This window comes from Acinetobacter sp. YH12233, from assembly GCF_013417725.1.
In the GTDB taxonomy this organism is placed as follows: Bacteria; Pseudomonadota; Gammaproteobacteria; order Pseudomonadales; family Moraxellaceae; genus Acinetobacter.
This window is the reverse complement of record NZ_VPDK01000006.1, coordinates 32,167-55,290: the sequence shown is the minus strand read 5'-3', so window position 1 is coordinate 55,290 and position 23,124 is coordinate 32,167. Positions and strand designations below refer to the sequence as shown.

General features: G+C 43.1%; 20 protein-coding genes. 12 read left to right on the top strand and 8 right to left on the bottom strand.

What is annotated here, in order from left to right; genetic code table 11:
- Positions 1-25: 25 nt before the first annotated feature.
- Both FTV12_RS04485 and FTV12_RS04480 read right to left on the bottom strand, forming a co-directional pair.
- The gene (locus tag FTV12_RS04485) at positions 26-1,090 is read right to left on the bottom strand and encodes a preprotein translocase subunit SecA (RefSeq protein WP_180031895.1); all 1,065 of its coding nucleotides are present in this window, start codon (positions 1,088-1,090) and stop codon (positions 26-28) included.
- A 17-nt stretch (positions 1,091-1,107) separates the two neighbouring features.
- On the bottom strand, positions 1,108-2,034 hold the full coding sequence (locus FTV12_RS04480) for an acyltransferase (RefSeq protein WP_180031897.1): 927 nt from the start codon (positions 2,032-2,034) through the stop codon (positions 1,108-1,110).
- A gap of 253 nt (positions 2,035-2,287) precedes the next feature.
- Here FTV12_RS04480 and FTV12_RS04475 point away from each other — a divergent pair, with 253 nt between their 5' ends.
- From FTV12_RS04475 to FTV12_RS04435, 9 genes are all read left to right on the top strand, one after another.
- Positions 2,288-2,941 carry an OmpA family protein gene (locus FTV12_RS04475; RefSeq protein WP_034704448.1) on the top strand — a complete coding sequence of 218 codons (654 nt, stop codon included), beginning with the start codon at positions 2,288-2,290 and terminating at the stop codon, positions 2,939-2,941.
- A gap of 136 nt (positions 2,942-3,077) precedes the next feature.
- Entirely contained in the window at positions 3,078-5,117 is a 2,040-nt protein-coding gene (locus tag FTV12_RS04470) for a UvrD-helicase domain-containing protein (protein ID WP_180031899.1), read from the top strand.
- A 65-nt stretch (positions 5,118-5,182) separates the two neighbouring features.
- A complete protein-coding gene (gene dut / locus FTV12_RS04465; RefSeq protein ID WP_004783254.1) occupies positions 5,183-5,635 on the top strand; it encodes a dUTP diphosphatase in 453 nt (150 codons plus the stop codon).
- A 418-nt stretch (positions 5,636-6,053) separates the two neighbouring features.
- On the top strand, positions 6,054-7,472 hold the full coding sequence (locus FTV12_RS04460; RefSeq protein ID WP_180033580.1) for a phosphomannomutase/phosphoglucomutase: 1,419 nt from the start codon (positions 6,054-6,056) through the stop codon (positions 7,470-7,472).
- Positions 7,473-7,482: 10 nt separating this feature from the next.
- Positions 7,483-8,391, top strand: coding sequence for an acetylglutamate kinase (gene argB, locus FTV12_RS04455; RefSeq protein WP_159123314.1), 909 nt, complete (start codon positions 7,483-7,485; stop codon positions 8,389-8,391).
- Positions 8,392-8,659: 268 nt separating this feature from the next.
- Positions 8,660-9,508 carry a class II glutamine amidotransferase gene (locus FTV12_RS04450; RefSeq protein WP_179992931.1) on the top strand — a complete coding sequence of 283 codons (849 nt, stop codon included), beginning with the start codon at positions 8,660-8,662 and terminating at the stop codon, positions 9,506-9,508.
- A gap of 294 nt (positions 9,509-9,802) precedes the next feature.
- A complete protein-coding gene (locus tag FTV12_RS04445; protein ID WP_004783243.1) occupies positions 9,803-10,258 on the top strand; it encodes a bacteriohemerythrin in 456 nt (151 codons plus the stop codon).
- Positions 10,259-10,417: 159 nt separating this feature from the next.
- Positions 10,418-11,497 (top strand): hypothetical protein, encoded by a 1,080-nt coding sequence (locus FTV12_RS04440; RefSeq protein ID WP_180033579.1) that lies wholly within the window; start codon positions 10,418-10,420, stop codon positions 11,495-11,497.
- Positions 11,497-11,826 (top strand): RnfH family protein, encoded by a 330-nt coding sequence (locus tag FTV12_RS04435; RefSeq protein ID WP_005221123.1) that lies wholly within the window; start codon positions 11,497-11,499, stop codon positions 11,824-11,826. Before FTV12_RS04440 ends, FTV12_RS04435 begins: the two co-directional genes overlap by 1 nt.
- A 103-nt stretch (positions 11,827-11,929) precedes the next feature.
- On the opposite strand, the gene FTV12_RS04430 is transcribed toward FTV12_RS04435, so the two are convergent.
- Positions 11,930-12,328, bottom strand: a complete 399-nt coding sequence (locus tag FTV12_RS04430; RefSeq protein WP_004783238.1) for an outer membrane protein assembly factor BamE — start codon at positions 12,326-12,328, stop codon at positions 11,930-11,932.
- A gap of 112 nt (positions 12,329-12,440) precedes the next feature.
- Between FTV12_RS04430 and fur the strand changes: the two genes are divergently transcribed.
- Complete coding sequence (gene fur / locus FTV12_RS04425; RefSeq protein WP_004783237.1) at positions 12,441-12,878, top strand: ferric iron uptake transcriptional regulator; 438 nt, start codon at positions 12,441-12,443, stop codon at positions 12,876-12,878.
- A 65-nt stretch (positions 12,879-12,943) separates the two neighbouring features.
- Here the strand turns inward: fur and FTV12_RS04420 are convergent, their stop codons facing one another.
- Both FTV12_RS04420 and FTV12_RS04415 read right to left on the bottom strand, forming a co-directional pair.
- The gene (locus FTV12_RS04420; protein ID WP_004783234.1) at positions 12,944-14,065 is read right to left on the bottom strand and encodes a PilT/PilU family type 4a pilus ATPase; all 1,122 of its coding nucleotides are present in this window, start codon (positions 14,063-14,065) and stop codon (positions 12,944-12,946) included.
- 27 nt (positions 14,066-14,092) lie between these two features.
- Positions 14,093-15,130, bottom strand: a complete 1,038-nt coding sequence (locus FTV12_RS04415) for a type IV pilus twitching motility protein PilT (protein WP_004783232.1) — start codon at positions 15,128-15,130, stop codon at positions 14,093-14,095.
- Positions 15,131-15,253: 123 nt separating this feature from the next.
- Between FTV12_RS04415 and FTV12_RS04410 the strand changes: the two genes are divergently transcribed.
- Entirely contained in the window at positions 15,254-15,943 is a 690-nt protein-coding gene (locus tag FTV12_RS04410) for a YggS family pyridoxal phosphate-dependent enzyme (protein WP_180033578.1), read from the top strand.
- Positions 15,944-15,974: 31 nt separating this feature from the next.
- On the opposite strand, the gene FTV12_RS04405 is transcribed toward FTV12_RS04410, so the two are convergent.
- The 3 genes from FTV12_RS04405 to FTV12_RS04395 are packed head-to-tail and all read right to left on the bottom strand — an operon-like array spanning position 15,975 to position 21,958.
- Entirely contained in the window at positions 15,975-17,081 is a 1,107-nt protein-coding gene (locus FTV12_RS04405) for an acyltransferase family protein (RefSeq protein WP_180025670.1), read from the bottom strand.
- A 3-nt stretch (positions 17,082-17,084) separates the two neighbouring features.
- The gene (locus FTV12_RS04400; protein ID WP_180033577.1) at positions 17,085-20,696 is read right to left on the bottom strand and encodes an AAA family ATPase; all 3,612 of its coding nucleotides are present in this window, start codon (positions 20,694-20,696) and stop codon (positions 17,085-17,087) included.
- Positions 20,697-20,704: 8 nt separating this feature from the next.
- Entirely contained in the window at positions 20,705-21,958 is a 1,254-nt protein-coding gene (locus tag FTV12_RS04395; protein WP_180033576.1) for an exonuclease SbcCD subunit D C-terminal domain-containing protein, read from the bottom strand.
- Positions 21,959-22,587: 629 nt separating this feature from the next.
- On the opposite strand from FTV12_RS04395, the gene FTV12_RS04390 reads away from it, so the two are divergent.
- Complete coding sequence (locus FTV12_RS04390; RefSeq protein ID WP_180033575.1) at positions 22,588-23,034, top strand: ABZJ_00895 family protein; 447 nt, start codon at positions 22,588-22,590, stop codon at positions 23,032-23,034.
- Positions 23,035-23,124 lie beyond the last annotated feature (90 nt).

Sequence of the window (23,124 nt, the reverse complement as noted above, 5' to 3'; positions counted from 1 at the left end):
CTTAGCCGATTCCACAAATGAAAACTCATCTATCGATTGAGCCCTGATTTTGTTCGTGTTCTTCTAAAATCTGTTGCCACTGTTTTACTTTGACCTGTTTTTGAATGGCTTCAAGTGTTTCAAAAACAGCCGATTCAACCAATTTATCAATATGTGGATTATGTTCAATCTGAATCTGGCTAATCTTATCTGAAATCATGGCAAAAGTCGGGTTTTCTTGTGATCCGCTATGTGTAAAAGGATCAATCAGGCCTTGGGTGATATTTTTTCCCAGACGTTGACCAATACTCTGGATCTGTCGCTCCAGTCGCCCGCCCACAATGGGAATCAGACGCAGAAGCTGAGTGAGTTCAGGTGTATCTTCAATGGCCTGATTGACGACTTGCCCGACATTTTTTGAAATCATGAAGCGCTGTGCCTGTAATTCCTTGCCCAAAGACTCTTGCAAGATATCTGTCAAAGCAATAGCCAGTAATTTACGGTGATGTTCAATCAAATCATCAATTAATTGTTTATGTGATGTGCTGGTGCTGAGTTCACGTTTAATACCATCCAGTACCGTCAATACTACACGGCTCGAAAGTTCTTCCATCAGCAGGTTATAGTAGAAATTGCCCCGTCTGTACCAGCTTGCCGGTATGACTTTGTATCCATGGCTATGCAGGTTGTAGCCAATCGCGACTGCACGTAACAGACGCAGAAAACGTAGCTGTGGGATGATGGATAAAATTTCATACCAGTGCACAAAGGGAAAGAACCACCAGCGGGCATGGTGACGCATAACAATGGCAATGAACCAGCGAACGATGAGTTCAATAATCAGGAAGGTGGTAAACCATCCCTCGGTAATCATTACCCAGGGACGTAATTCACTTTTATAAAACTGCAAGACATCAGGCAAGCGAATGAAGTCAAACAACCAGTGCCCAAAATCGCTCATCAGAATGGCATTGGCACAGAGACAGAACAAATTGATGATGATGACAACCATCATGAAAATGTCGTAAATCAGTGCAATTTTCCAGCCCCAGGTGCCTTTGCGAATAAATTTAAATGAGCTGGACACGAGGTCCGGGTTGTCGTTCTTCATAGTCTCTCTGGCAAATGTCAGACAGAAGCGGAAATCAGGTTCTGCTGCATTTGCTCAATTAATTGGTCTTTTTCAGTCCAGATCTGGTCTACCCATTGCTGGAAACGCGCCCGGTAATCTGCATCATCTTCATAATTGCCACCGAGTACCCAATCCGGAATGTCAATTTTTCTTAAGTTCACGGCAATACGCGGGACTTCGCCTAACCAGAATTCTCCATAACCTGGCACACCGTCAGGATAAACAATAGTCATATCCACCAGTGCATCAATTTTGTCTCCCAGAATATTCAGTGCCAGCGCAAGACCCCCCGCCTTAGGCTTCAACAAATGCTTATAAGGCGATTTTTGCTGTTCATGCTTTTCCGGGGTAAAACGTGTACCTTCCAGATAATTCAGTAAGGTAAATGGCTGGCTAACCAGTTGTTCACATGCCTTACGTGCTTCTTCCATATCCCGGTATTTCAGGGCAGGGTTTTTGGCAATCTGTTCTTTGCTATGCCGTTTCATCATCGGGAAGCCCAGAATTTTAAAGGCTTGACCTACAAATGGAATAAAAATTAGTTCCCATTTTGTAAAGAAGCGGGTGAGAGGCATACGTGTTAAACCGAAATACTGGTTTACCGTGGTATCCACCCAGCTCTGATGATTACAGGTCATTAAATAACGCCCCTGCATGTTCAGATCCAGAGATTCATCAATGCTGATTTGCCATTTGGTATTTTTCAGGACATTGTCAATCAGCCAGTTATTTACGCTTAACCAGCTATTGGTAATCTTGATATTGGTTTCATCAATCTTAGAAGATTTCTTAAAAAGTTTGGTCAGCCCCAAAGCCAGTACAGGTGGCCCATGAAAAAAAGTACTGCCAGTCATGACGGATGTCACCGTGAGGCCACGGGTAAGTTTTTTTAAAGTCGTTTGTTGCTTGCTTTTAGATGACATATAAAAACAGTCCCAGAGAATAATCGTCTAAATTTCATCACATTTTGAACAATATAGAGGGAGTTGAGCGAATAGAAAAGTCCGATCGTTAAACTATGAAGAAACTATGATGAAATTCAGGAAATTGGTTACACATAAACATTACAAAATATTACTAAAAGATTTATTATTAACAAAAAATCAATGGTTATCCCATTATTTTTAAATCATTATCTGACCTAAGATATAAATTACACTACAAAGGAGGCATGCAATGCGTGCACTATTAATTTCAGCAGCTGTAGCAGGGGCAGTAGCACTTACAGGTTGTCAAACTACTGGCAATAACCTGGGTGGTGTTGAGTACGACAAAACAGCTTTGGGTACAGTAATTGGTGCTGCTGCAGGTTATGGTATTTCTAAAAGTAATGCCAATACTAGCCGTCAAAACAACCGTGCAGCTGCAATTGGTGCAGTTGTAGGTGGTGCTGCTGGTGTTTATCTTGACAATAAAGAGAAAAAATTACGTCAGGCAACTGCCGGTACAGGTGTAGACGTTAACCGTAATCCAGACGGTTCAATCAACTTGGTAATGCCTGGTGCGATTACATTTGACACTAACAAGTCAAACATCAAACCAAACTTCTATGCAACATTGAATAAAGTTGCCCAAGTTCTGACTGAAGACAGCCAAAGCGGTATCTTGGTAACTGGTTATACAGACAGCACTGGTAATGACTCAATCAACATTCCATTGTCTCAAGCACGTGCACAATCTGTTGCGAACTACCTTGCTGGTCAAGGCGTAGCACGTACTCGTATCAATGCACAAGGTCTTGGTTCAGCGAACCCGATCGCAGACAACTCAACTGCGGCTGGTAAAGAACAAAACCGTCGTGTTGAAATTGCAGTATATGCCGTTCAGTAATCACTGATTTTGCAGAAAAACCACCTTCGGGTGGTTTTTTTTATGTCTGAAAGATGACGCAGGAAAATGAATTTTCAATTAGGCATCTGGGCATGAGATGACTATAATCGGAGCCGAATCTAGAAGAGGAAGCCATATGTCACTCGCCAGTCAGTTAAATGACAAGCAACTTGAAGCCATGAAATATACTCAAGGACCCTTGTTAGTACTTGCCGGAGCGGGTTCAGGCAAGACCTCGGTAATTACAAGAAAAATCGCGTACTTGGTCAAGCATTGCGGGATTCCGGCTCACCGGATTACGGCAATGACCTTTACCAACAAGGCGGCACGTGAAATGAAAGAGCGTGTCACCAAATTGCTGACCCGAGAAGAAGCCAAAGGCCTTTCAGTCTCGACCTTCCATACTTTTGGTCTAAATTTATTACGTTTAGAGCTCAAACACACACCGCTAAAAAATAATTTCTCGATTCTGGATGCCGATGACTGTAAGCGGATTCTGATGGATCTGATGCATCGCGATAATCTTTCAGGTGCAGAAAGCAAAGAACTGATTGCTAAAGCCATGAAGGTGATTTCGGACTGGAAAAACGATCTGATTCCACCAGAACAGGCTCACACGACTTGTGAAACCCCGGAAGATGTTCAGTTCGCGCATTTATACCAACTTTATGAGCGTAATCTGCGTGCCTATAACGCTGTAGACTTTGATGACCTGATTGTGATGCCAACGCGCCTGCTGCAGGAAAATGCGGAAGTTCGCGATAAATGGCAAAACCGCGTGCGTTATCTGCTGGTGGACGAATATCAGGATACCAACACTGCACAGTATATTCTGGTGAAATTACTGGTTGGGGTCATGGGACAGTTTACTGCGGTAGGGGATGATGATCAGTCGATTTATGCCTGGCGTGGTGCCAAGCCAGAAAATATGGCGCTGTTACAACAGGATTTCCCGAATCTGAAAGTGATCAAGCTGGAACAGAACTATCGTTCTACCAGTCGTATTCTGAAAGCTGCCAATACCGTAATTGGCAACAACCCGCATATCTTTGATAAAAAGCTCTGGTCAGATAAAGGTCACGGTGAAGTGATTCGGGTCATCACTTGTCGTAATGATGATGATGAAGCAGAACGCGTAGTGAAAGACCTGATCACGCATAAGCTGATGAATGGTAAAAACTGGAAAGATTACGCGATTCTGTATCGTGGTAATTTCCAGGCACGTATTCTGGAAACTCAGCTGCGCCAGATGCAGATTCCTTACAAGCTCTCTGGCGGTCAGTCTTTCTTTGCGCGTGCAGAGATCAAGGACATTATGAGTTACCTGCGTCTGATCATTAACCCGGAAGATGACAGCGCTTTCCTGCGGATTATTAACACACCGAAACGTGCCATTGGCCCGGTGACGCTGGAAAAACTCGGTCTGTTTGCCCAGGAAAATAATCTGTCTCTACTGTCAGCGGCAGGCGATCAGCGTCTGACCATGGTGATCCCAAAGAAAGCGACCACACAACTGGCAGAATTTTCAGATTTTATCAATAACTTTACCCGTAACTTGCTGGAAGACGATGAACCTGTACCAATCATCCGTCAGATGATGGTGGAAGCCAGCTATATTGACTATATCAAGGAATCCGCAGCGACGCCGGCACAGGAAAAAACCAAGCTCGATAATATTGAAGTGCTGTATAGCAGTATTCAAAGTCTGATCAATCGTGCAGAAGATGTCGATGAAAAGAATATCGAAAGTGTCATCCGTAAGATGGTGCTTCTCGATATGCTGGAACAGCAGCAGGAAGAAGAAGATACCGATAAGGTTAACCTTCTGACCTTGCATGCATCCAAAGGTCTGGAATTCCCTTATGTCTACTTAATCGGACTGGAAGAAGAAATTCTGCCACATAAGAACTCGATTGCTGCCGAAACAGTCGAGGAAGAACGCCGTCTAATGTACGTGGGGATTACTCGTGCGCGTCAGGGCTTGACTATTACCTTAGCGGAACAGCGTAAGGCGGGTGGACAGATGAAGCAGATGACCCCAAGCCGCTTCCTGGATGAGCTGCCAGAAGATGAACTGGAGTGGTTAGGCCGCAAGAAAAAACTTGCAGGCAATATTGATCCAAAACAGCAGGCTCAGCATTATCTGGATAATTTACGTGCCTTGATTAAACGGTAAAAGTAACAGAACGCTACGATTTTGATTCTTTAAATTTTTTAATATTAAACAACAGGAATAAATACATGAAAGTTCAGGTGAAAGTCCTTGATTCACGTCTAGGTCAGGAATGGCCATTGCCGACTTATGCAACGACTGGCTCAGCAGGACTCGATCTTCGTGCATGTGTCAATGAAACGACTGTGATTGAACCGGGTCAAACAGTTTTAGTAAAAACTGGTTTGGCAATTTATATTGAAGATCCAGCATTTGCTGGTTTGATCTTGCCACGTTCTGGTTTAGGTCATAAACACGGGATCGTTTTAGGTAACCTGGTTGGCTTGATCGATTCAGATTACCAAGGCGAGCTGATGGTTTCTGTATGGAACCGCAGTCAGACGGCATTTAGCCTGGAACCTGGTGAGCGTTTAGCCCAATATGTATTAGTCCCTGTGGTACAGGCCGAATTTGATCTGGTGAATGAGTTTGAAGCAACCGAGCGTGGCGCGGGCGGTTTCGGTCATACTGGTAAAAACTAAAATTAAAGGATGACTTAACTTGGATGTTTTGAGTTAAGTCATCTTTTTTTAGAGTTTTAATCATAAAAACAATAAAAAAATGACAGAGCTATTTAATAAACTTTATTCTTGAATTTTATTTCAATGAAAAATATTTAAATAAATTTTTAGTATCATTTAAATAGAAAATAAAATCATTCAGAATTTAAGAAAATAGATGATAAATAATGCAAGAAGTCATTTTTAGTCAGGTTTATTTATTTTACTAGTTATACAAATTAAATACATAAAAGATTAATAATTATACTTTTATAATTGATTGTCACATTCAATTCATATAAAAATACAGAGTCTTAAAACAAAAACAAATGTTTAAAGTCATGATGATTGCTTAATCATTATTTTATCTCCTTATATTCAATAGTGAAAAGAACAGTTTATGGGATCCATGAATCAACCCTTTCCGGCTCACATTTTTCGTGCCTACGATATCCGGGGTAAAGTCAGTTTACTCAGTACAGGTGTGATTGATGCTATTGCGCATGGTCTGGCTCAGCAATATCAAGCTGCGGGGCAGACTCGGGTTGCGATTGGCTATGATGCCCGCATCAGCAGTCCGGCTTTTGCTGAAACCATTCGCCGTATTTTTCAGGACTATGCTATTGAAGCTGCCATTATCGGCTGTTGTTCCAGTCCGATGTTGTATTACACAGCGCGTCAGTTTGATGGTAATGGTGTGATGGTCACGGCCAGCCATAATCCTAAAGAAGATAATGGAATTAAATGGATTATTGCAGGGGAGCCGCCTTGTCCCGAGATGATTCAGCAGGTCGCACAAAAAGCAAAACTTCATGTAAATAGTTCTTTATCGTGTTTGAATGATTTGCCTCACCAAATTATTCCCGAATTTTGTCTGCAATATCAGCAGGAAATGCTTGAAGATATTCAGTTGAAGCGCCCATTTAAAGTAGTGCTGGACGGTCTGAACGGTTCAGCAGGACGTTGTGCCAACTTGGTGCTGCAAAAACTAGGTTGTGAAGTTACCGCCTTACGTTGTGAAGCCAATGGGCATTTTCCGGATCATGCGCCTGATCCTTCTCAGGAAGCGCATTTACAAACCTTGCGTCAGGTTGTCATGCAACAGCAGGCGGATCTGGGTATTGCCCTAGATGGTGATGGGGACCGGTTGGTACTGGTGGATGAGCAGGGTGTCATTATTAGTGCTGATCAGCTTCTCTGTTTATTCGCAGAAATTTGTATGACTGGCACAAAAGCATGTCAGTTTGTTTATGACGTTAAATGTTCAACCCTGATTCGCGATACAGTTCAACGCCTGGGCGGAAAACCGGTGATGATTCGTACTGGTAGCTCATTCCTGCGAAAATATCTGGCGCAGTCCCAGCATCAGGCCATTTTTGGTGGTGAATATGCCGGGCATTATGTTTTTAATGACGGACGTGGCTGGGGCTATGATGACGGTCTTTATGCAGCGCTTCGGGTCATGGAATATCTGGATCAGAAAGGTATGACCTTAAGTGAAGCCTTGCGTGCTTATCCAAAACGTCATGGAACTGAAGACTTATATATTTCCACTCATCAGGTGCAGCCTGCTGAGCTTTTAAACTTTGTTGAGCAGCAATCTACGCAATTAAATGCACAAATCAGTAAAATTGACGGGATACGTCTTGATTTTGATGATGGTTTTGGCATCATTCGAGCATCCAATACGGGTGAATATTTCACGGTGCGCTTTGATGCCAATGATGCACAAGGCCTGAATGAAATTCGACATCTGTTTGTATCCATGTTGCGTGACCGTTATCCACAGATCGCTCAAGACATTTTAGATGCTCAATAAGGAGAGGCGAATGCCAAATCAGCATACAGGCATCGACAAAGCACAAATTTTGACTGAAGCTTTGCCGTATATCCAACGCTTTGCGGGTAAAACCCTGGTGGTAAAATACGGTGGCAACGCGATGACGGATCCTGAGCTAGAAAGCTCTTTTGCACGTGATATCGTTTTATTAAAAACAGTCGGTTTAAACCCGATTGTGGTACACGGCGGTGGTCCACAAGTCGATTCTATGCTGAAACAGCTAGGCCGTGAATCTGACCGTATTGACGGTATGCGTGTGACAGATCCGGCAACCATGGAAGTGGTTGAGATGGTTCTGGGCGGTAGCGTGAACAAATCGATCGTGAACCTGATCAACAAACATGGTGGCCGTGCAATTGGCCTAACCGGTAAAGATGGTAACCTGTTACGCGCCAAAAAGCTGTTAATGGAAAAAACGGCTGAAGACGGTTCAATCCAAAAAGTGGACCTGGGTATGGTGGGTGAAGTCGTTGGCGTGAAAACTGATGTACTGGAAATGTTTACCAATAGTGATTTCATTCCGGTGATTGCGCCGCTCGGTGTCGATGAAGAAGGCAACACCTATAATATCAATGCGGATCTGGTTGCGGGTAAAGTGGCAGAAGCATTAGGGGCAGAAAAGCTGATTCTTCTGACCAATATTACGGGGGTGCTCGACGAAAATAAAAATCTGCTGACCGGTTTAACGACTCAGGAAGTTGATCGTCTGATTGAAACGGGTGTGATCTATGGCGGCATGATTCCTAAAGTCGGCTGTGCGCTTGACGCAGTAAAAGGCGGCGTGATCAGTGCACATATCGTGGATGGTCGCGTACCACATGCGAGCCTGTTAGAAATCTTTACTGATCATGGTGTAGGAACTTTAATTACCAATCGTTCTAATCCACATCGTCCATAAAGATAAATTGAATATCAAAGAGTCTCACTTGAGGCTCTTTTTTATTTCTTTTATTTTAAGATTTTGATCACTAGAAATATGAAAGTTAAATCTAAAGTATTTATTTTTAAGCTAAGTTTTGAAGCTTAAACTCCTTTTGCTAAATTAAATATAAAAAAATAGTTTATTAGCATTTTTAGCGCATAGCATTGCAATGATCGAGATTTGAAAAGGTTCAGCCTGTGATGCACAATAACCTTAAGAACACTCTGTGACCTGAATGAAGATTATGTGCCAGCTACTTGGAATGAATTGTGCGACACCAACAGATATTACCTTTTCATTTCGAGGTTTTTCTCAGCGGGCGGGGATTACCTCAGATCATTCTGATGGTTTTGGGATTGCTTTCTTTGAAGATAAGGCTTGCCGGTTATTTGTTGATAATCAGTCAGCTGTTGAATCACCGATTGCAGAATTGGTGCGTAATTATCCGATCAAATCCCGTAATGTAATTGCACATATCCGTAAAGCGACACAAGGCAAAATTAATCTGGAAAATTCGCATCCGTTTAGCCGTGAATTATGGGGACGACAATGGATCTTTGCTCATAATGGTGATTTAAAAGATTTTTTACCTGAGCTTTCTGGACGTTTTACGCCAGTTGGCAATACTGACAGTGAGCGTGCTTTCTGTTATTTGCTGGATCAGCTGGTGAAACATTTTGGTTATGATGAACCGAAGCTGGATCAGGTTTTTGATTTGTTGGCCGAGATTTCTCCATCCATTGCAGAGCATGGCACTTTTAATTTCTGTTTATCCAATGGTCAGGCTTTATTTACCTATGCAACGACTAAACTGCATTGGCTGGTTCGTAAATATCCATTTAAGCCAGCCCAACTGATTGATATCGAAGTTGAAGTTGATTTTAGCCAAGTCACCACGCCTGAAGATCGGGTCGCTGTGATTACCACAGAGCCGCTAACGCAGAATGAAGAATGGACAGCATTTCAGGAAGGTGAAATGATTTTGTTCAGAGATGGAGCCAAATATCGTTCCCAATTGACACATGTCGCCCGTCTGGAAAGAGAACGTTTGGATCCTTCGCTTAAAAGAGTGACTAAAGCAGATTTATATTAAATCTGGTTAAAATTCGATATTAAAAAACAGGTCATCGCTCCTGTTTTTTTGAATTTGATATTTATTTTATAGTGAAATCATTAAAATAAATAAACCATGAAATATAAAATCGATCAAAAAATACTTTATTCTTGTAGTCGGGTTTAAAATATAATTGATTGGATAAACAATGATTTACATTAATTAAGTAGAAAATAAACTGAAAACCAACCGATTTACTTCATTTTTATTTAAATCAATTAGATATATGATCTTTTTCAAGCGATAAATCATTAATATCAATAGGTGGTCGTAATGAAAATGAAATGGGTTCCAGATTATAATACTGGTATCGATGTGATTGACGATCAGCACAAACGAATTCTCGATTATATCAATGAGATTGATGGAATTGATGCCAATACCGATCGTGCTCGTATTAAACAGATTCTAGAAAATATTATTGATTATACCCAGTCGCATTTTACCTTTGAAGAATCACTTCAGGAAGAAGCGGGTTATAAATATCGTGTGCCACATAAACGTGTGCATGACCTGTTTATTAAAAAGATTGAATCTTATCGTGACCGTTTTGAATTGGGCCAATCTATTGAAGCGGAATTACATGAAGTATTATCTAAATGGCTGATCAATCATATTCAGCATGATGATGCGGATTATGTCGGTGCGGTAAAAGAAAATATGATGGGAATCATTAAAGATAAAGAAAAGAAAAAGGGTAAAAACTGGTTTGCCCGTTTCTTCTCATAACTCGATTGTTGTTAAAATAAAGACAAATCGGGAAAATAAAAAATAAAGCTTAATAATAAATTTGCGCAGCAAATCACGGGCATGGTGGTTTGCTTTTTTGTTTTTGATTTTCATCGCCTCACAAGGCAAAATAGCGCTAGATTTTTATAGGAATACATCATGCAGGACAATGCTATGTCAAAATGGTTATCGCCTCTGATGGCTTTCTGTTTATCCTTTCTTATTATTGCGACACTCGCACCGATAACAGGTATTCAGATTGACCGTCAGCTTGATTTCTGGATGTTGTGGTTAGCGACCATGCTAATACTGGCCCTTCCAGTCTGTTATCTGGAAATTGCTCTGGCGAAACGCTCAAAAACCACTGCATTACAGGCATTGTCGAGCCTTACCCGTGAAGCTGATAGTTCTCAGCGCTGGCGGATCGTGGGCTGGCTGGCGGTTGTATTTATCCCATTCCTTGCGGGTGCGATGCTCAATCATGCTTCTAATGTGATTGCAGTGGCCAATCTCGATGTTCAGCAGCCAGTGATTTTTGCGGTGGTGGCAATTGCTGCATTTGTATTATCGCTGGTGCCACGTTTAATTCTGGTTGGGATTACCACGATCGGCGTACTTGCATCTTTGATCATGGCGAATGTGATGGGAACTGAATTACCGGCTTGGCAGGTAACACCCGTCCAATTCGTAGAGTGGGGCAATGCCACTGTATTGGCTTTGGTGGCGAGTGGTCTAGGTATGGGGCTGTATTGGCAATCAAGTCTGGCTGTCGTAAAACAGCAGGATGTTGCGACTAAAACAGCCTTACCGATTTGGGTGGCGCAGCTATTAGCGATCATCGCCTTTGGTTTCTTTGCAGTAAAAGCTGAAATCCCTGCATTTGCTTTAATCGCAGCCATTGTCGCAGCCGCTGCTTTGCTTATGCAAATGGCACGTGAGCAATTACAGCAACGTCAAATGAATATTATCATTCAGTGGGCGATTGTGATCGCTGCCACCTTGGTCTGGTTAATTCCAAATGTTGCTCCAATTTTCAATAATCTGCTGATTCTTTGGGGACTGGTGATCAGTCTGATTTATGCCTTGTTTGCTGGCTGGATCATGAAAATCAGTCATTTGCGTAAATCGATGAACTTCAGTTCAGAAGCGGTGTATAACATCTGGCGTATCGCAGTGCGTATCGTCTTGCCAGTTTCAATTATTCTGGCGATTGTTGCGGTATTAGGACAATTTTTCTGATGACTGAGGCAATGATCTGGGTGGCCTATGCTACCCCGGAACAACAGTTTCATATTGCTGTACCTTTCCAGCCCGGCATGACTGCATTGGATGCAATTGAGCAAAGCGGAATCCGTGCACAGGTGGAATTGCCTGAACCTCTGAATCTGGGTATTTTTGGCGCTAAGCTACAGGATCATACCCAGCCATTGGCAGCAGGGGACCGGGTAGAGATTTATCGTGCTTTAACCATTAATCCCAAGGATATCCGCCGTAAACGCGCTGAGAAGAATCCGGTGGGCCGTTATGCCAAAGGTAACCGTTTCAAGCAAAATAAACGTTCCGATTAGTGGAATGTGGCTTTATTGAACAGATGGTCTGATTATTTGATAAATCAATCTATTTAATTAAAAAAACCCCTGATCATACAGGGGTTTTTTTATGCAAAAGCGATTATAGTGGTGGGGCATTTAAGATCGCTTCTTTGGAACCTGGTAGACCTGGTTGAGATTCTGGAATGGTTTCCAGACCTTCAATACGCTCTACGATACCAGACTGATTAAAGTAAATTTTTAGATGCTGGCCTTGGGCTGCTGGGATCTTGGCTTTTTTAGCATAGGTTCCTGGGGTATAGTTGTAGATGTAGTCCCAGCGTAGCGGATTGAGCGGATCAGATACTGTTGGACTACCGAGCAGGAAACGCACCTGTTGGTGGCTCATTCCTACCTGAATTTTAGAGGCTTGTGCTTGAGTTAAAGGTGTTCCTTGAGGAATATCAACTTTGTACACACCTAATGTCGAACAGCCGACAAGCAATGAAGTGACGAATAACGTCAGCATGATTTTTTGCATTTTGCTACACTATCCCAAATTAATTATGATGCATTTGATCCAAGGATAGATCATACTGCATCTAAACTTTGTTGCCTATTCCAACTTTGATTTTGTTGAGAGACCTTTTTACATGCCTATTTCAAACCAAGATTTACGAAAAGCTGGACTGAAAGTTACCCTTCCACGAATTAAAATATTAGAACTATTAGAAAACTCTAGACGGCATCACCTTAGCGCTGAAGACATTTATAAGACTTTACTCGAACAAGGGGAAGACGTGGGTCTTGCAACTGTGTATCGTGTGTTAACACAATTTGAGGCAGCAGGGATTATCGAGCGTCATAATTTTGAAAATAATCATTCAGTTTTTGAAATTATGCAGGAAGATCACCATGATCACTTGGTTTGTCAAAATTGCAACAAAGTCGTTGAATTTACAAATGATGTGATTGAACATGAACAGCACGAAGTTGCGAAGAAATTTGGTTTTGCATTGACTGGACATTCACTTAATCTTTACGGTTATTGTGACGCGCCTGAATGTCAGGAAGCTTACCGTAAGAAATAATTCGACTTTAGGTTGAAACAAAAACAGGCTTTATTAAAAGCCTGTTTTTTTTGCTTTGAAAATGATCAGGTTTGACCATCAAAAGTAATATTGGAATGCGCACGTAATAAATGCTCGCCACCTTCTTCTGACAGTTTGATTTGCAGACGCAGGTCGTTTGGTGAGTCGGCGTGTTTTAGTGCATCTTTATAGCTAATCTGCTTGGCCTTATACAGGTCATATAATGCCTGGTCGAAGGTTTGCATGCCCAGTTCACGTGAACGTTTCATCAAATCCTTGATTTCATGCACATCGCCCTTACGGATCAGATCCGCAATCAATGGCGAATTGATCAGGATTTCAATCGCTGCACGGCGGCCATTACCATCGATAGTTGGAATTAGCTGCTGTGCCACAATGGCTTTCATGTTCAGGGACAGATCCATAAACAGCTGGCTGTGACGGTCGGCTTCGAAGAAGTGAATGATACGATCGATGGCCTGGTTGGCGTTGTTGGCGTGCAGGGTCGCAAAAACCAGGTGACCGGTTTCCGCAAAGGCAATCGCATAGTCCATGGTTTCACGAGAACGGATCTCACCGATCAGAATCACGTCTGGTGCTTGACGCAGGGTATTTTTCAATGCGACTTCAAAGGAGTCAGTATCGATACCGACTTCACGTTGGGTAATGATACAACCCTTATGCTGGTGCACAAATTCGATCGGGTCTTCAATGGTAATGATATGACCTTTGGAATTTTCATTACGGTAGCCAATCAAAGAGGCGAGGGAAGTTGATTTACCGGTACCGGTTGCACCCACAAAAATAATGATACCGCGTTTGGTCATTGCCAATTCTTTTAGAATAGGCGGTAATTTCAGCTCATCCATAGTCGGAATGACGGTTTCAATACGACGCAGTACCATACCTGGCTGATCGCGTTGCTGGAATGCGCTGACACGGAAACGTGCCGATTTGTCCGGGTTGCTGATGGCGAAGTTACACTCGCGTGTGTCCGCAAATTCCTTGCGCTGCTTCTCGGTCATGATTGAGTTAAGTAGCTGTCCCACAGCTGCACCCGGTAATTTTACCGAGCCAATCGGTACAATCTGACCATTAATTTTGATAGAGGGTTCAACATCGGCTGTAATGAACAGATCCGAGGCCTTTTTCTCTACCATGTAGTTGAGTAAGCCGTTAAAGTCCATGATAAAACCCCAAAAAATTAATTATTTTTATAAGAATGATTCAGGCTGTTTTGCTGCAGTACGGGCGACTTGCGGACTGATAATGCCTTTCGATACCAGCGTTTTCAGGCTTTGATCCAGTGTGGTCATGCCATAGTTGGCACCTGTTTGAATCGCAGAGTACATCTGTGCCACTTTGTTTTCACGGATCAGGTTACGGATGGCTGGAATACCGATCATGATTTCATGTGCAGCCACACGCCCCCCCCCATTTTTCTTCAACAGGGTTTGCGAAATAACAGCTTGCAGCGATTCTGACAACATGGCACGCACCATGTCTTTTTCTTCAGCAGGGAACACGTCAATCACACGGTCAATGGTTTTTGCCGCTGAGGTGGTATGCAGGGTACCGAAGACCAAGTGACCGGTTTCCGCAGCAGTGAGTGCCAGACGGATGGTTTCAAGGTCACGCATCTCACCGACCAGAATAATATCCGGGTCTTCACGTAATGCAGAACGTAATGCTTCATTAAATCCATGCGTATCACGATGTACTTCACGCTGGTTGATCAGACATTTTTTTGATTGGTGTACAAATTCGATTGGATCTTCGACTGTCAGGATATGGTCATAGCGGTTGTCATTGATATAGTCCAGCATTGCCGCCAGCGTCGTTGATTTACCCGAACCGGTTGGTCCTGTCACCAGTACAATACCACGTGGATATTCACAGATATCTTTAAAGATCTGACCCATGCCTAGATCTTCAATAGTCAGTACTTTAGATGGAATGGTACGGAATACTGCGCCTGCACCGCGGTTCTGGTTAAATGCGTTCACACGGAAACGGGCTACGCCTGGAACTTCAAAAGAGAAGTCAGTTTCCAGATTTTCTTCATAATCACGGCGTTGCTTGTCGTTCATGATGTCGTACACCAGTTTGTGTACTTCTTTGTGTTCTAGTGCAGGCAGGTTGATGCGACGTACTTCCCCGTCCACACGAATCATGGGTGGCAAACCTGCTGATAAGTGTAAATCCGACGCACCATTTTTAGCAGAAAAGGCTAACAGTTCTGTAATATCCATAAGGTCCCCGAGTTCATTAAAATGTTATTTATTTTGCTAGAATAATAAGGCTTTCCCACAGCTTAACCAACACTTAGTTGATGAGCAAGGGAAAAAAATCCGCACGAAATGAGAACCCCATCAATGAATATGCTGCAACAGTCACGAAATCAGGTTTTAGCTCAGATCCAGTCCGCCTGCGCTCTGGCCGGGCGTGAGCCGGATTCGGTGCAACTTCTGGCCGTCTCCAAAACCCAGCCTAGCCCTGTGCTGGCAGAAATGTATCAGGCTGGTCAGCGTACTTTTGGTGAAAACTATTTACAGGAAGCGCTGGAAAAAATCACGGCACTCAAAGACCTGGATATTGAGTGGCATTTTATCGGTCATGTGCAGCGCAACAAAACCAAACATCTGGCAGAAAATTTTGCCTGGGTGCATGGGGTAGATCGCCTGATTATTGCTGAACGTTTATCTAATCAGCGTAGTGATTCTCAAGCTGTGCTTAATATCTGCCTGCAAGTCAATATTGATGGGCAGGATACTAAGGACGGTTGTCAGCCTGAGGAAGTAGCAAAACTGGTGACACAGATCAGTCAATTACCGAATTTGCGCTTACGTGGTTTGATGGTGATTCCTGCGCCAGATAATACCCACGCCTTTGCGGATGCCAAAGCCTTGTTCGAAGAGGTCAAAAGCCAACATGCAAAACCTGAAGACTGGGATACTTTAAGTATGGGGATGTCTGCCGACATGACTGAGGCGATTGCAGCAGGTTCTACCATGGTACGTGTGGGAACTGCCTTGTTTGGCGCACGTCCTAAAAAAGCGGACTGATTTGTACTGACAATTGAGTTTTGGGAAAGCGTTATTGCAGAGTAGTTGATAACGCTTTTTTTCTTTGGGGTTCCAGCCATTTGGCCATGAACCAGGCAAAGAAAATTAAGCTGCACATGCTCATAAATAAGGATAAAACGGCACCCTCAAGACCATGATCAAGCGTTGCAGGAAAGCAGCCTAGAATAAAAAGCAGTAAAGGAAAATGGGTGACATAAAGTGTATAGGAGAAATTTGCAGACTGAGGCCAAACTGGTTGATATTGGCTTTGTTGATGTTGCAGCTGCACAATCCAGCAGACAAAGGCGAGCCCCATACACAGGTTAAATGGCACAAAATAATTTACACGATATAAGTCAGCCTGTTCAATGACATGAAACTGGTAAGCATCCGCACAGGCAATCATAAATGCCAGACCAAATAGGCCCAATTTAATGGGTTGTAGTCGACTTAAAAAACGCAGCTGGATCTGCCGGAATGAATTGGCAAAGGCAACTAGCCAGAGCAGGAAATAAAACAGAAACTGATAGTTCAGTAGAGAAAGCCCTAGAAGCAAGATAAAAAAGCCGATTTTAGCGATTCCAGAATCTTTTAAAAAAGGCAGAAATCCGGCCAGTACATAAAACCAGACTTCAAAGCTCAGGCTCCAGAGCGGCGCATTGGCAGATACCGTCGGTGTAATAAAGCCGTTTAGAAAGAATAAAGAACCTAAAAAATCCTGAGTGTCAATGTTATATGCAGTCCGAATCATCATGCCAAAACTGTTCTGGAACTCATGGCTATATGAAGCAAAAAATGTAGGTGCTAGCGCATATAGAATCAGACTGAAAGCGGATGCAAACAGAAAGGGCGGTAAAATGCGCCGATAACGCTGCCGTATATACTGCCGCAGATTAAAATTTTCATGTTGTTGGATGTTGTTCTGGATCGAAGTCCCGATTAAATAGCCACTGAGCACAAAAAAGATCATCACAGCAGCCTGGCCTAATAGACGTACCCAGGAATATAGGCTCAGATCAAAAGGCGCGATAAAAGCCTGAAAACTATGACTGAATAGCACCACAATGGCACTGATACCCCGTAAGCTCTCAAGTTGTAAGCTGAAATAGGGCGAGAGCTTGTTCGGGATAGAGTTCATGCTTTAACCTATAATCTGAATGGTACTGGCACCGGCACCGACCGGTTTAACCTGAATCTGAACCGGAATCCGTTCATGCATCTCCTGTACATGTGAAATTAGCACCACTTTACGGCCCTGACTCTGCAAATGATCCAGTGCATTCATGACCATATGTAAGGAAGCCGGGTCTAAAGTACCAAAACCTTCATCAATAAATAGCGATTCTAGTTTCATTGAGCCGGAAGCCATATTGGCAATCGCCAAGGCCAGAGCCAGAGAGACCAGGAAGGTTTCACCGCCAGAGAGTGACAGGACAGGACGCACTTCGCTGTTCATATCCAGATCGATAATCGCCAGACTTAAACTGTCTGGAATCCGGTACAGCTGATAACGCGGAGCCAGGGGCTGTAATTGCTGATTGGCATATTCGACCAGAATATCCAGGTGATGTTCCTGCGCGATTTTCTGGAATTTGGTGCCTTCCTTATGGCCGATCAGGTCATAGATCCGACCCCAACGATATTCTTCAGCTTTGACCTGTTCAATCTGATGCTGGTAGCGTTGTAAGGTCGATTGGTTATTGGCATGTATCCTTAATTTGGTGGCAACCTCATTACAGGCATTTTCCTGTTCAGCTTTTTCCTGTGCCAGACTACTTAAGCGCAGTTCAACTTCTTCAAAGCTAAGTTCAGGCTTGGATTTCAAATGATGCTGATATTGTTCTTCCAGAATGTCCCAAGCCGTTTTGGCATTTTCAACCACCTGATGTTGTGCCTGTAATTGCTGGCGAATTTGCTGATGCTGTTGCAAGTCAATATTCAGGCAATGCTGGATATGCTCGGCATCAAACGCAGGATATGTATTTTGCCAGTCCTGAATAGATTGCTGGCATTGCTTGATCTGCTGTTCTAGTTGCTGAATCTGGGTGATGAAACTCTGTTTTTTCAGTTCAGCCTGTTGTAAACGCTGATCATGCTGCTGGGTCATCAGACTCTGTGCCCGTAACTGTTCATCCAACGCCTGTTGTTGTTGCTCCAAACGGTCACGCCATTCCTGTGCCTTAGGATAAATCTGTCCGGCATGGGTAAGGGTCAGGTGGTTGAGCTGTTCACGTAGCGCTTTACCCATATTCAGCGCCGTATTCATCTTTTGCTGTAACTGTGCATCATATTGCTGATGCAGGCTGAGCTGATCACGTGCCTTTTCAATCTGCTGATTTAAGCTTTGCATGTGAGTCTCTAAGGTTTTGAATTCCTGAGTCTGTTTCTGACGTTGTTGCAGTTGGTGAGATAGCTGCTGACAGCTTGATGAGGCATCAGTAATCCAGGATTTCTGCAAGGACTCAGGCAGTAGATGAAGAACTGGCTGAATCATTTGTTCTAGCTGTGAATGCTGCTGCATGCTAAAAAGTAGCTGATCCCGCTGTTGCTGTTGCTGACGCCACTGTTTCCAGTCACTTTGCTGATTTTGCAGGGTCTGGACTAGCTGCTGTTGTTCTTGTTGAAGTTGAAGCACATGCTGACCAAGCTGTTGCTGCAAATGATCTGTACTCTGGCTTAAATCCAACAGCAAATCAAATTGCTGAAGGTCCTGATTCAACTGAATCTTCTGCTGTTGTAGTGTCGTATTGAGCTGACTGCTGCGTTGCTGATGTTGCTCAATTAAGGTTTGTAGTTGAGATTGCTGGATTTGTGCTTGCTGCCATGTCTGAGTCAGTTGCTGTAGTTTTTTCTGAGCTTCCTCAAGCTGCTGGTCATGTAGCTGTTGCAAAGCATTTTCTAGTAGTTCCTGATGCTGTACAAAAGGATGCTCATGACTGCCACAGACCATACAAGGCTCATTTGGTTTCAGCTGTGCACGTAATTCCTGAACACTTTGTGCCTGTAATAAACGTTGCTGAGCCAGTACTTGTTGCAATTGTTCGAAAGCCTGTTCTGCTTCCTGACGTTGTTGCTGTAATTGAACCAGCTCAGTTTCTAGTTGCTTTAAACGATCATGATAGCTTTCTAACTCGCGGTTCAATTGCAGGCTTTCAGTTTCTAAGCCAGCCATTTGCTGTACGGTTCGCATTAAAGCTTCAAGCTTCGAATGCTGGGTACTGAGTTGCTGTTGTTGGGTCTGGAACTGTTGGATTTGCTGTTCAAGCTGGTCCAGATGAGTATAGCGCTGAGTGAGTTCCTGCAAGCTGGCAGATAAAGCCTGTTGCTGCTGTTCCAGTTCAGCCCGGCTAGATTGGAAAAGTGCCGGGTGCTGCCGCATGAATTTCTGATGCAGTTCCTGATAATCCTGTAAGCGTTGTAAGGTTGCTTGTGGCTCGTCATCAAAAACCGCTAAGAAGCTCTGTTGTTCTAGTTGCTTTTGAATCTGATGGTACTGAACCTGAACTTGTTGCAAATGCTGCTCAGTCTGCACCAGTTGATTCTGAACAGGCTGAATCTGCTGGGTTCTATAGGTCTGCTGTTCGGCTAAAAGCTGCTTATACTGCTCGCCAATCGACAGCATTTCATGATCCAGCTTGAGTCCCTGATCCAGATAAGGCTTGATCTTCTGGAACTCTTGTTGCTGCTGTTGTTGCTGTTGCTGAATATGCTGCAACTTGTGCTGTTCGCTATCACGCTGCTGTTGAACTGATGTGAATTCGGTAATAAAGTTTTGTTGCTCAGTCAGTAAATGGCTACGCTGCTTCTGAAACTGCTGTTGCTGGACAAACTGTTCCCGGATCTGCTGAAACTGGTCCAGTTGATCTAATAACTGTTTTTGCGGTGCCATCTTCTGTTCAGCATCCAGCTGAACCGTATAGATTTCTTTTTTAGCCTGAATTTCAGTATAGAGATAATGCTGCTGACGATGCCATTTCAGGTCATTTTCCAGTACCTTTTCGCTCTGGTTTAGATGCTCAACCACCTGTTTTAAAGTCGTGTGTTGCTGCTGTAAGGCAGAAATATCTTCTTCAGATAACAGTTCCAGATGACCGATTAATTTTTCCAGGTCAGCACGTTTCTGTTTCACTTCACTATGTTTTTCAAATGCTTTCTGGCTGACCAGACTGAAAATCTGAGAATTGGTCAGATATTCGAGTAAATCGGCACGTTCATTATCTTTGGCTTTTAGAAAGGCACCAACCTCAGACTGTGCTAATAGAACCGCACGGGTAAACTGCTCGAAACTCAGGCCGACCAGTTTTTCAATCAGCGGCGTGCATTCAGAAATTTTCTGATTCAACACGCGTTGATCATCCAGACAGGTAATAGCACGATCGACCTTTAAATTGCCATCCACTTTCTGCCGGGCACGACGAATTTCCCAACGTGCGGTATAACGTTTTTGGTCTAAGGCAATAAACTCAAGCTCGGCAAAACCCTGTACGCAACCACGGCGCAGAATATTTTTGGAATCCTTGATCGAGACATCCTGTCCACCTGCATCTTTCAGACTACCTGTGGCACCTTTTAAACGTGGAATTTCGTTATACAGCGCCAGGCACATGGCATCGAGCAGAGTAGATTTACCAGCACCGGTTTTTCCGGTAATCGCAATCAGTCCGGCATGTGCCAGTGGATTCGATTCAAAATCAATATGATGTGTACCAGCGAGAGAGGCGAGGTTATTTAGGCTCAGACGGATAATTTTCATGGCTGATCCTAAGCTTGTTGTTTTTGTGCAAGTTCATGTTGGGCTTCGACCAGTAACTGCTGAAAATCCTGCTGCACCGAATGATCCTGGCTATAGCCCATTTTTTCCCAGATATTGAAAAACAGTGATTCAGGTGTTGGAGGTGCCAAGTCAATTTTAGAGCTATCAGCCTGATCTTCTGCTTGTCGTTGATAAATCCGGCTGATGCGTAGCAGACGATAACGATTTGGCGGCAGTGCCTGTTCAATCTGCTGACGTAAATCTACCGGTGGCGGTGCATCGGTAGTGTATTCAATTTCCAGAAAATGTCGTGCTGCCAGATGCTCAATTTCCCCAGTCGGCAGTGCTTTTACTTTGCTGAGCAGATTTTCCAGATTTTCCCGGATTCTAAACAGCTCGACAGTACGAGGAACTTTCAGCGCTTCAAACTGAAAACGCTGTTCAGCATTTTGCTCAGGATCGATTCTGACTTCAACGACCTGATGCGAATAGTTGATCTCACTAAAGGATAAGGGAATCGGGGAGCCACTATAGCGGATATGCGGCTGACCGACTTTCTGCGGTTTATGCAGATGTCCCAGAGCGACATAGTCAATGACTTCATCAAATAGCGCCGTTGAGAGAGCCTCTTCATTGCCGACAATAATGGGGCGTTCCGAATCGGAAGTTTCACCGCCTTGCATATGTGCATGTGACATAAGAATCAGTGCCTGATGTGGCTGCTTACGTGCTTTGGCTTCGGCAATCAACTGTTGGTGCAGATAGCTGATGGCATTCTGGCTATTATGGGTATGTTCATTAATACCGGTAATTTCGGCACTGCGCAAATAAGGTAGAGTTAGGCACCAGGCAATAATCTCTTGCTGCTGGTCATAAATCGGAACCAGCAAACGATCCAGATCAAGACCATTGTCCGCAGTCCGGCCGACAATACCCACCGCTTTGGCATTGAATTTAGTGAGTAAAGGCTGAACCTGTTCAATCCGGTAACCTGAATCATGGTTGCCGGCAATCATCAGGGTTTGCATATGCGGTGCCAGCTCATGAGCATCGGCAAGGAATTGATAAAGCTGTCTTTGGGCACTGGAAGCGGGATTGATGACATCAAAAATATCACCGGCAATCAGTAGGGCATGTGGCTGTTTTTCCTTGATTTGTTCAAGGAGCCAATTCAGGAATTGTGCATGTTCAAATTCACGGTCATGGTTATGGAAAAACTGTCCCAAATGCCAATCAGAAGTATGTAGAAAATGAACTGCCATGTATACTCACCTTTATTTTTGCCTTCCTACTATAGAAAAAAGCCCAGCTAAAAATCTACTTGAAAAAAATATTTTGATCTATTTCATTGCTACACATCATTAAAACTATTTTCAGCGTAGTTTTGAATATTAGAATAATATCTATGAAATCAATAAAATATGATGTTTATATATAAAGTATTGAATACAGCGTTTTTATTTTAAATTTTACTTCAGGCATTTTTCATAGCATCTGGGTAGCAGAACCAATATTTTTTATAAAAATTGCTAAAAACAGACTTGAAAAAATGCAGCCGATCATTATTTTATGCTGCATAAGAAGCTGATAAAAATTTGCAGGCGAATTGCTAAAAACGGTTCGTCCAAAAAATAAAAACCGACGATTCGAGTGATGATGAAATCGTCGGTCAAAGATTTGTGTATAGTGAAAATTTTGGCTGCTATTCAAAATTTTCTAAAACACTGGACTTATTGCTTTAGCAAAGAGAACGAAAATTTGTGGATGCCAGTCCAAATTTCCGAACCTTGTACCCTATATAACGTCAGCATCTCGCTTTAGGTTGACAATAAAATGAAAAAAAAATTAATTTTTTTTATACTAGTTGATTAATTGTCCTTGAGTCCTACTAATGGTGCCTCTAACTCGCTATTTTCTCTGGTTTTTCTTCCTATGCTTTATTGTTACCTGCATTTGCGGGATTGTGGCGGCATTAATGCCGACTGGCATGGGTGCAGTATTAACCATTGTGCCTTATCTGGTGGCGATGATCTGGGTACTGTTTAAATTTTTAAAAAAGGAACAACGGGCGCCAACCCAAGCAGAACGTAAAAAATTCACCTTAGGATTCAGTCTGATTTACTGGGGCTATAATCTGGTATTTTTAATTCTAGGGATTGCTATTGCGACGCGTTCCAATCCGAATGCCTGGCAGGACTTTTTACTATATCTGCAACAGCCCCAATTTATGAGTATTGTCGTGATCATGTTCCTGCTCATCGCGATTCCGCTTTATCTGCTGACCTACTGGTTTTATGGCAAACAGGCACAGCGTATGGCAGCAAAAATGTTGGGCTAAGATTTCGACTCTTTATATCAAAATCGTTGAGATTAAATTCAAGATGCTAAATCAGGCTATATAGAAAATTAGAAGTTTTCTGTATGGCAT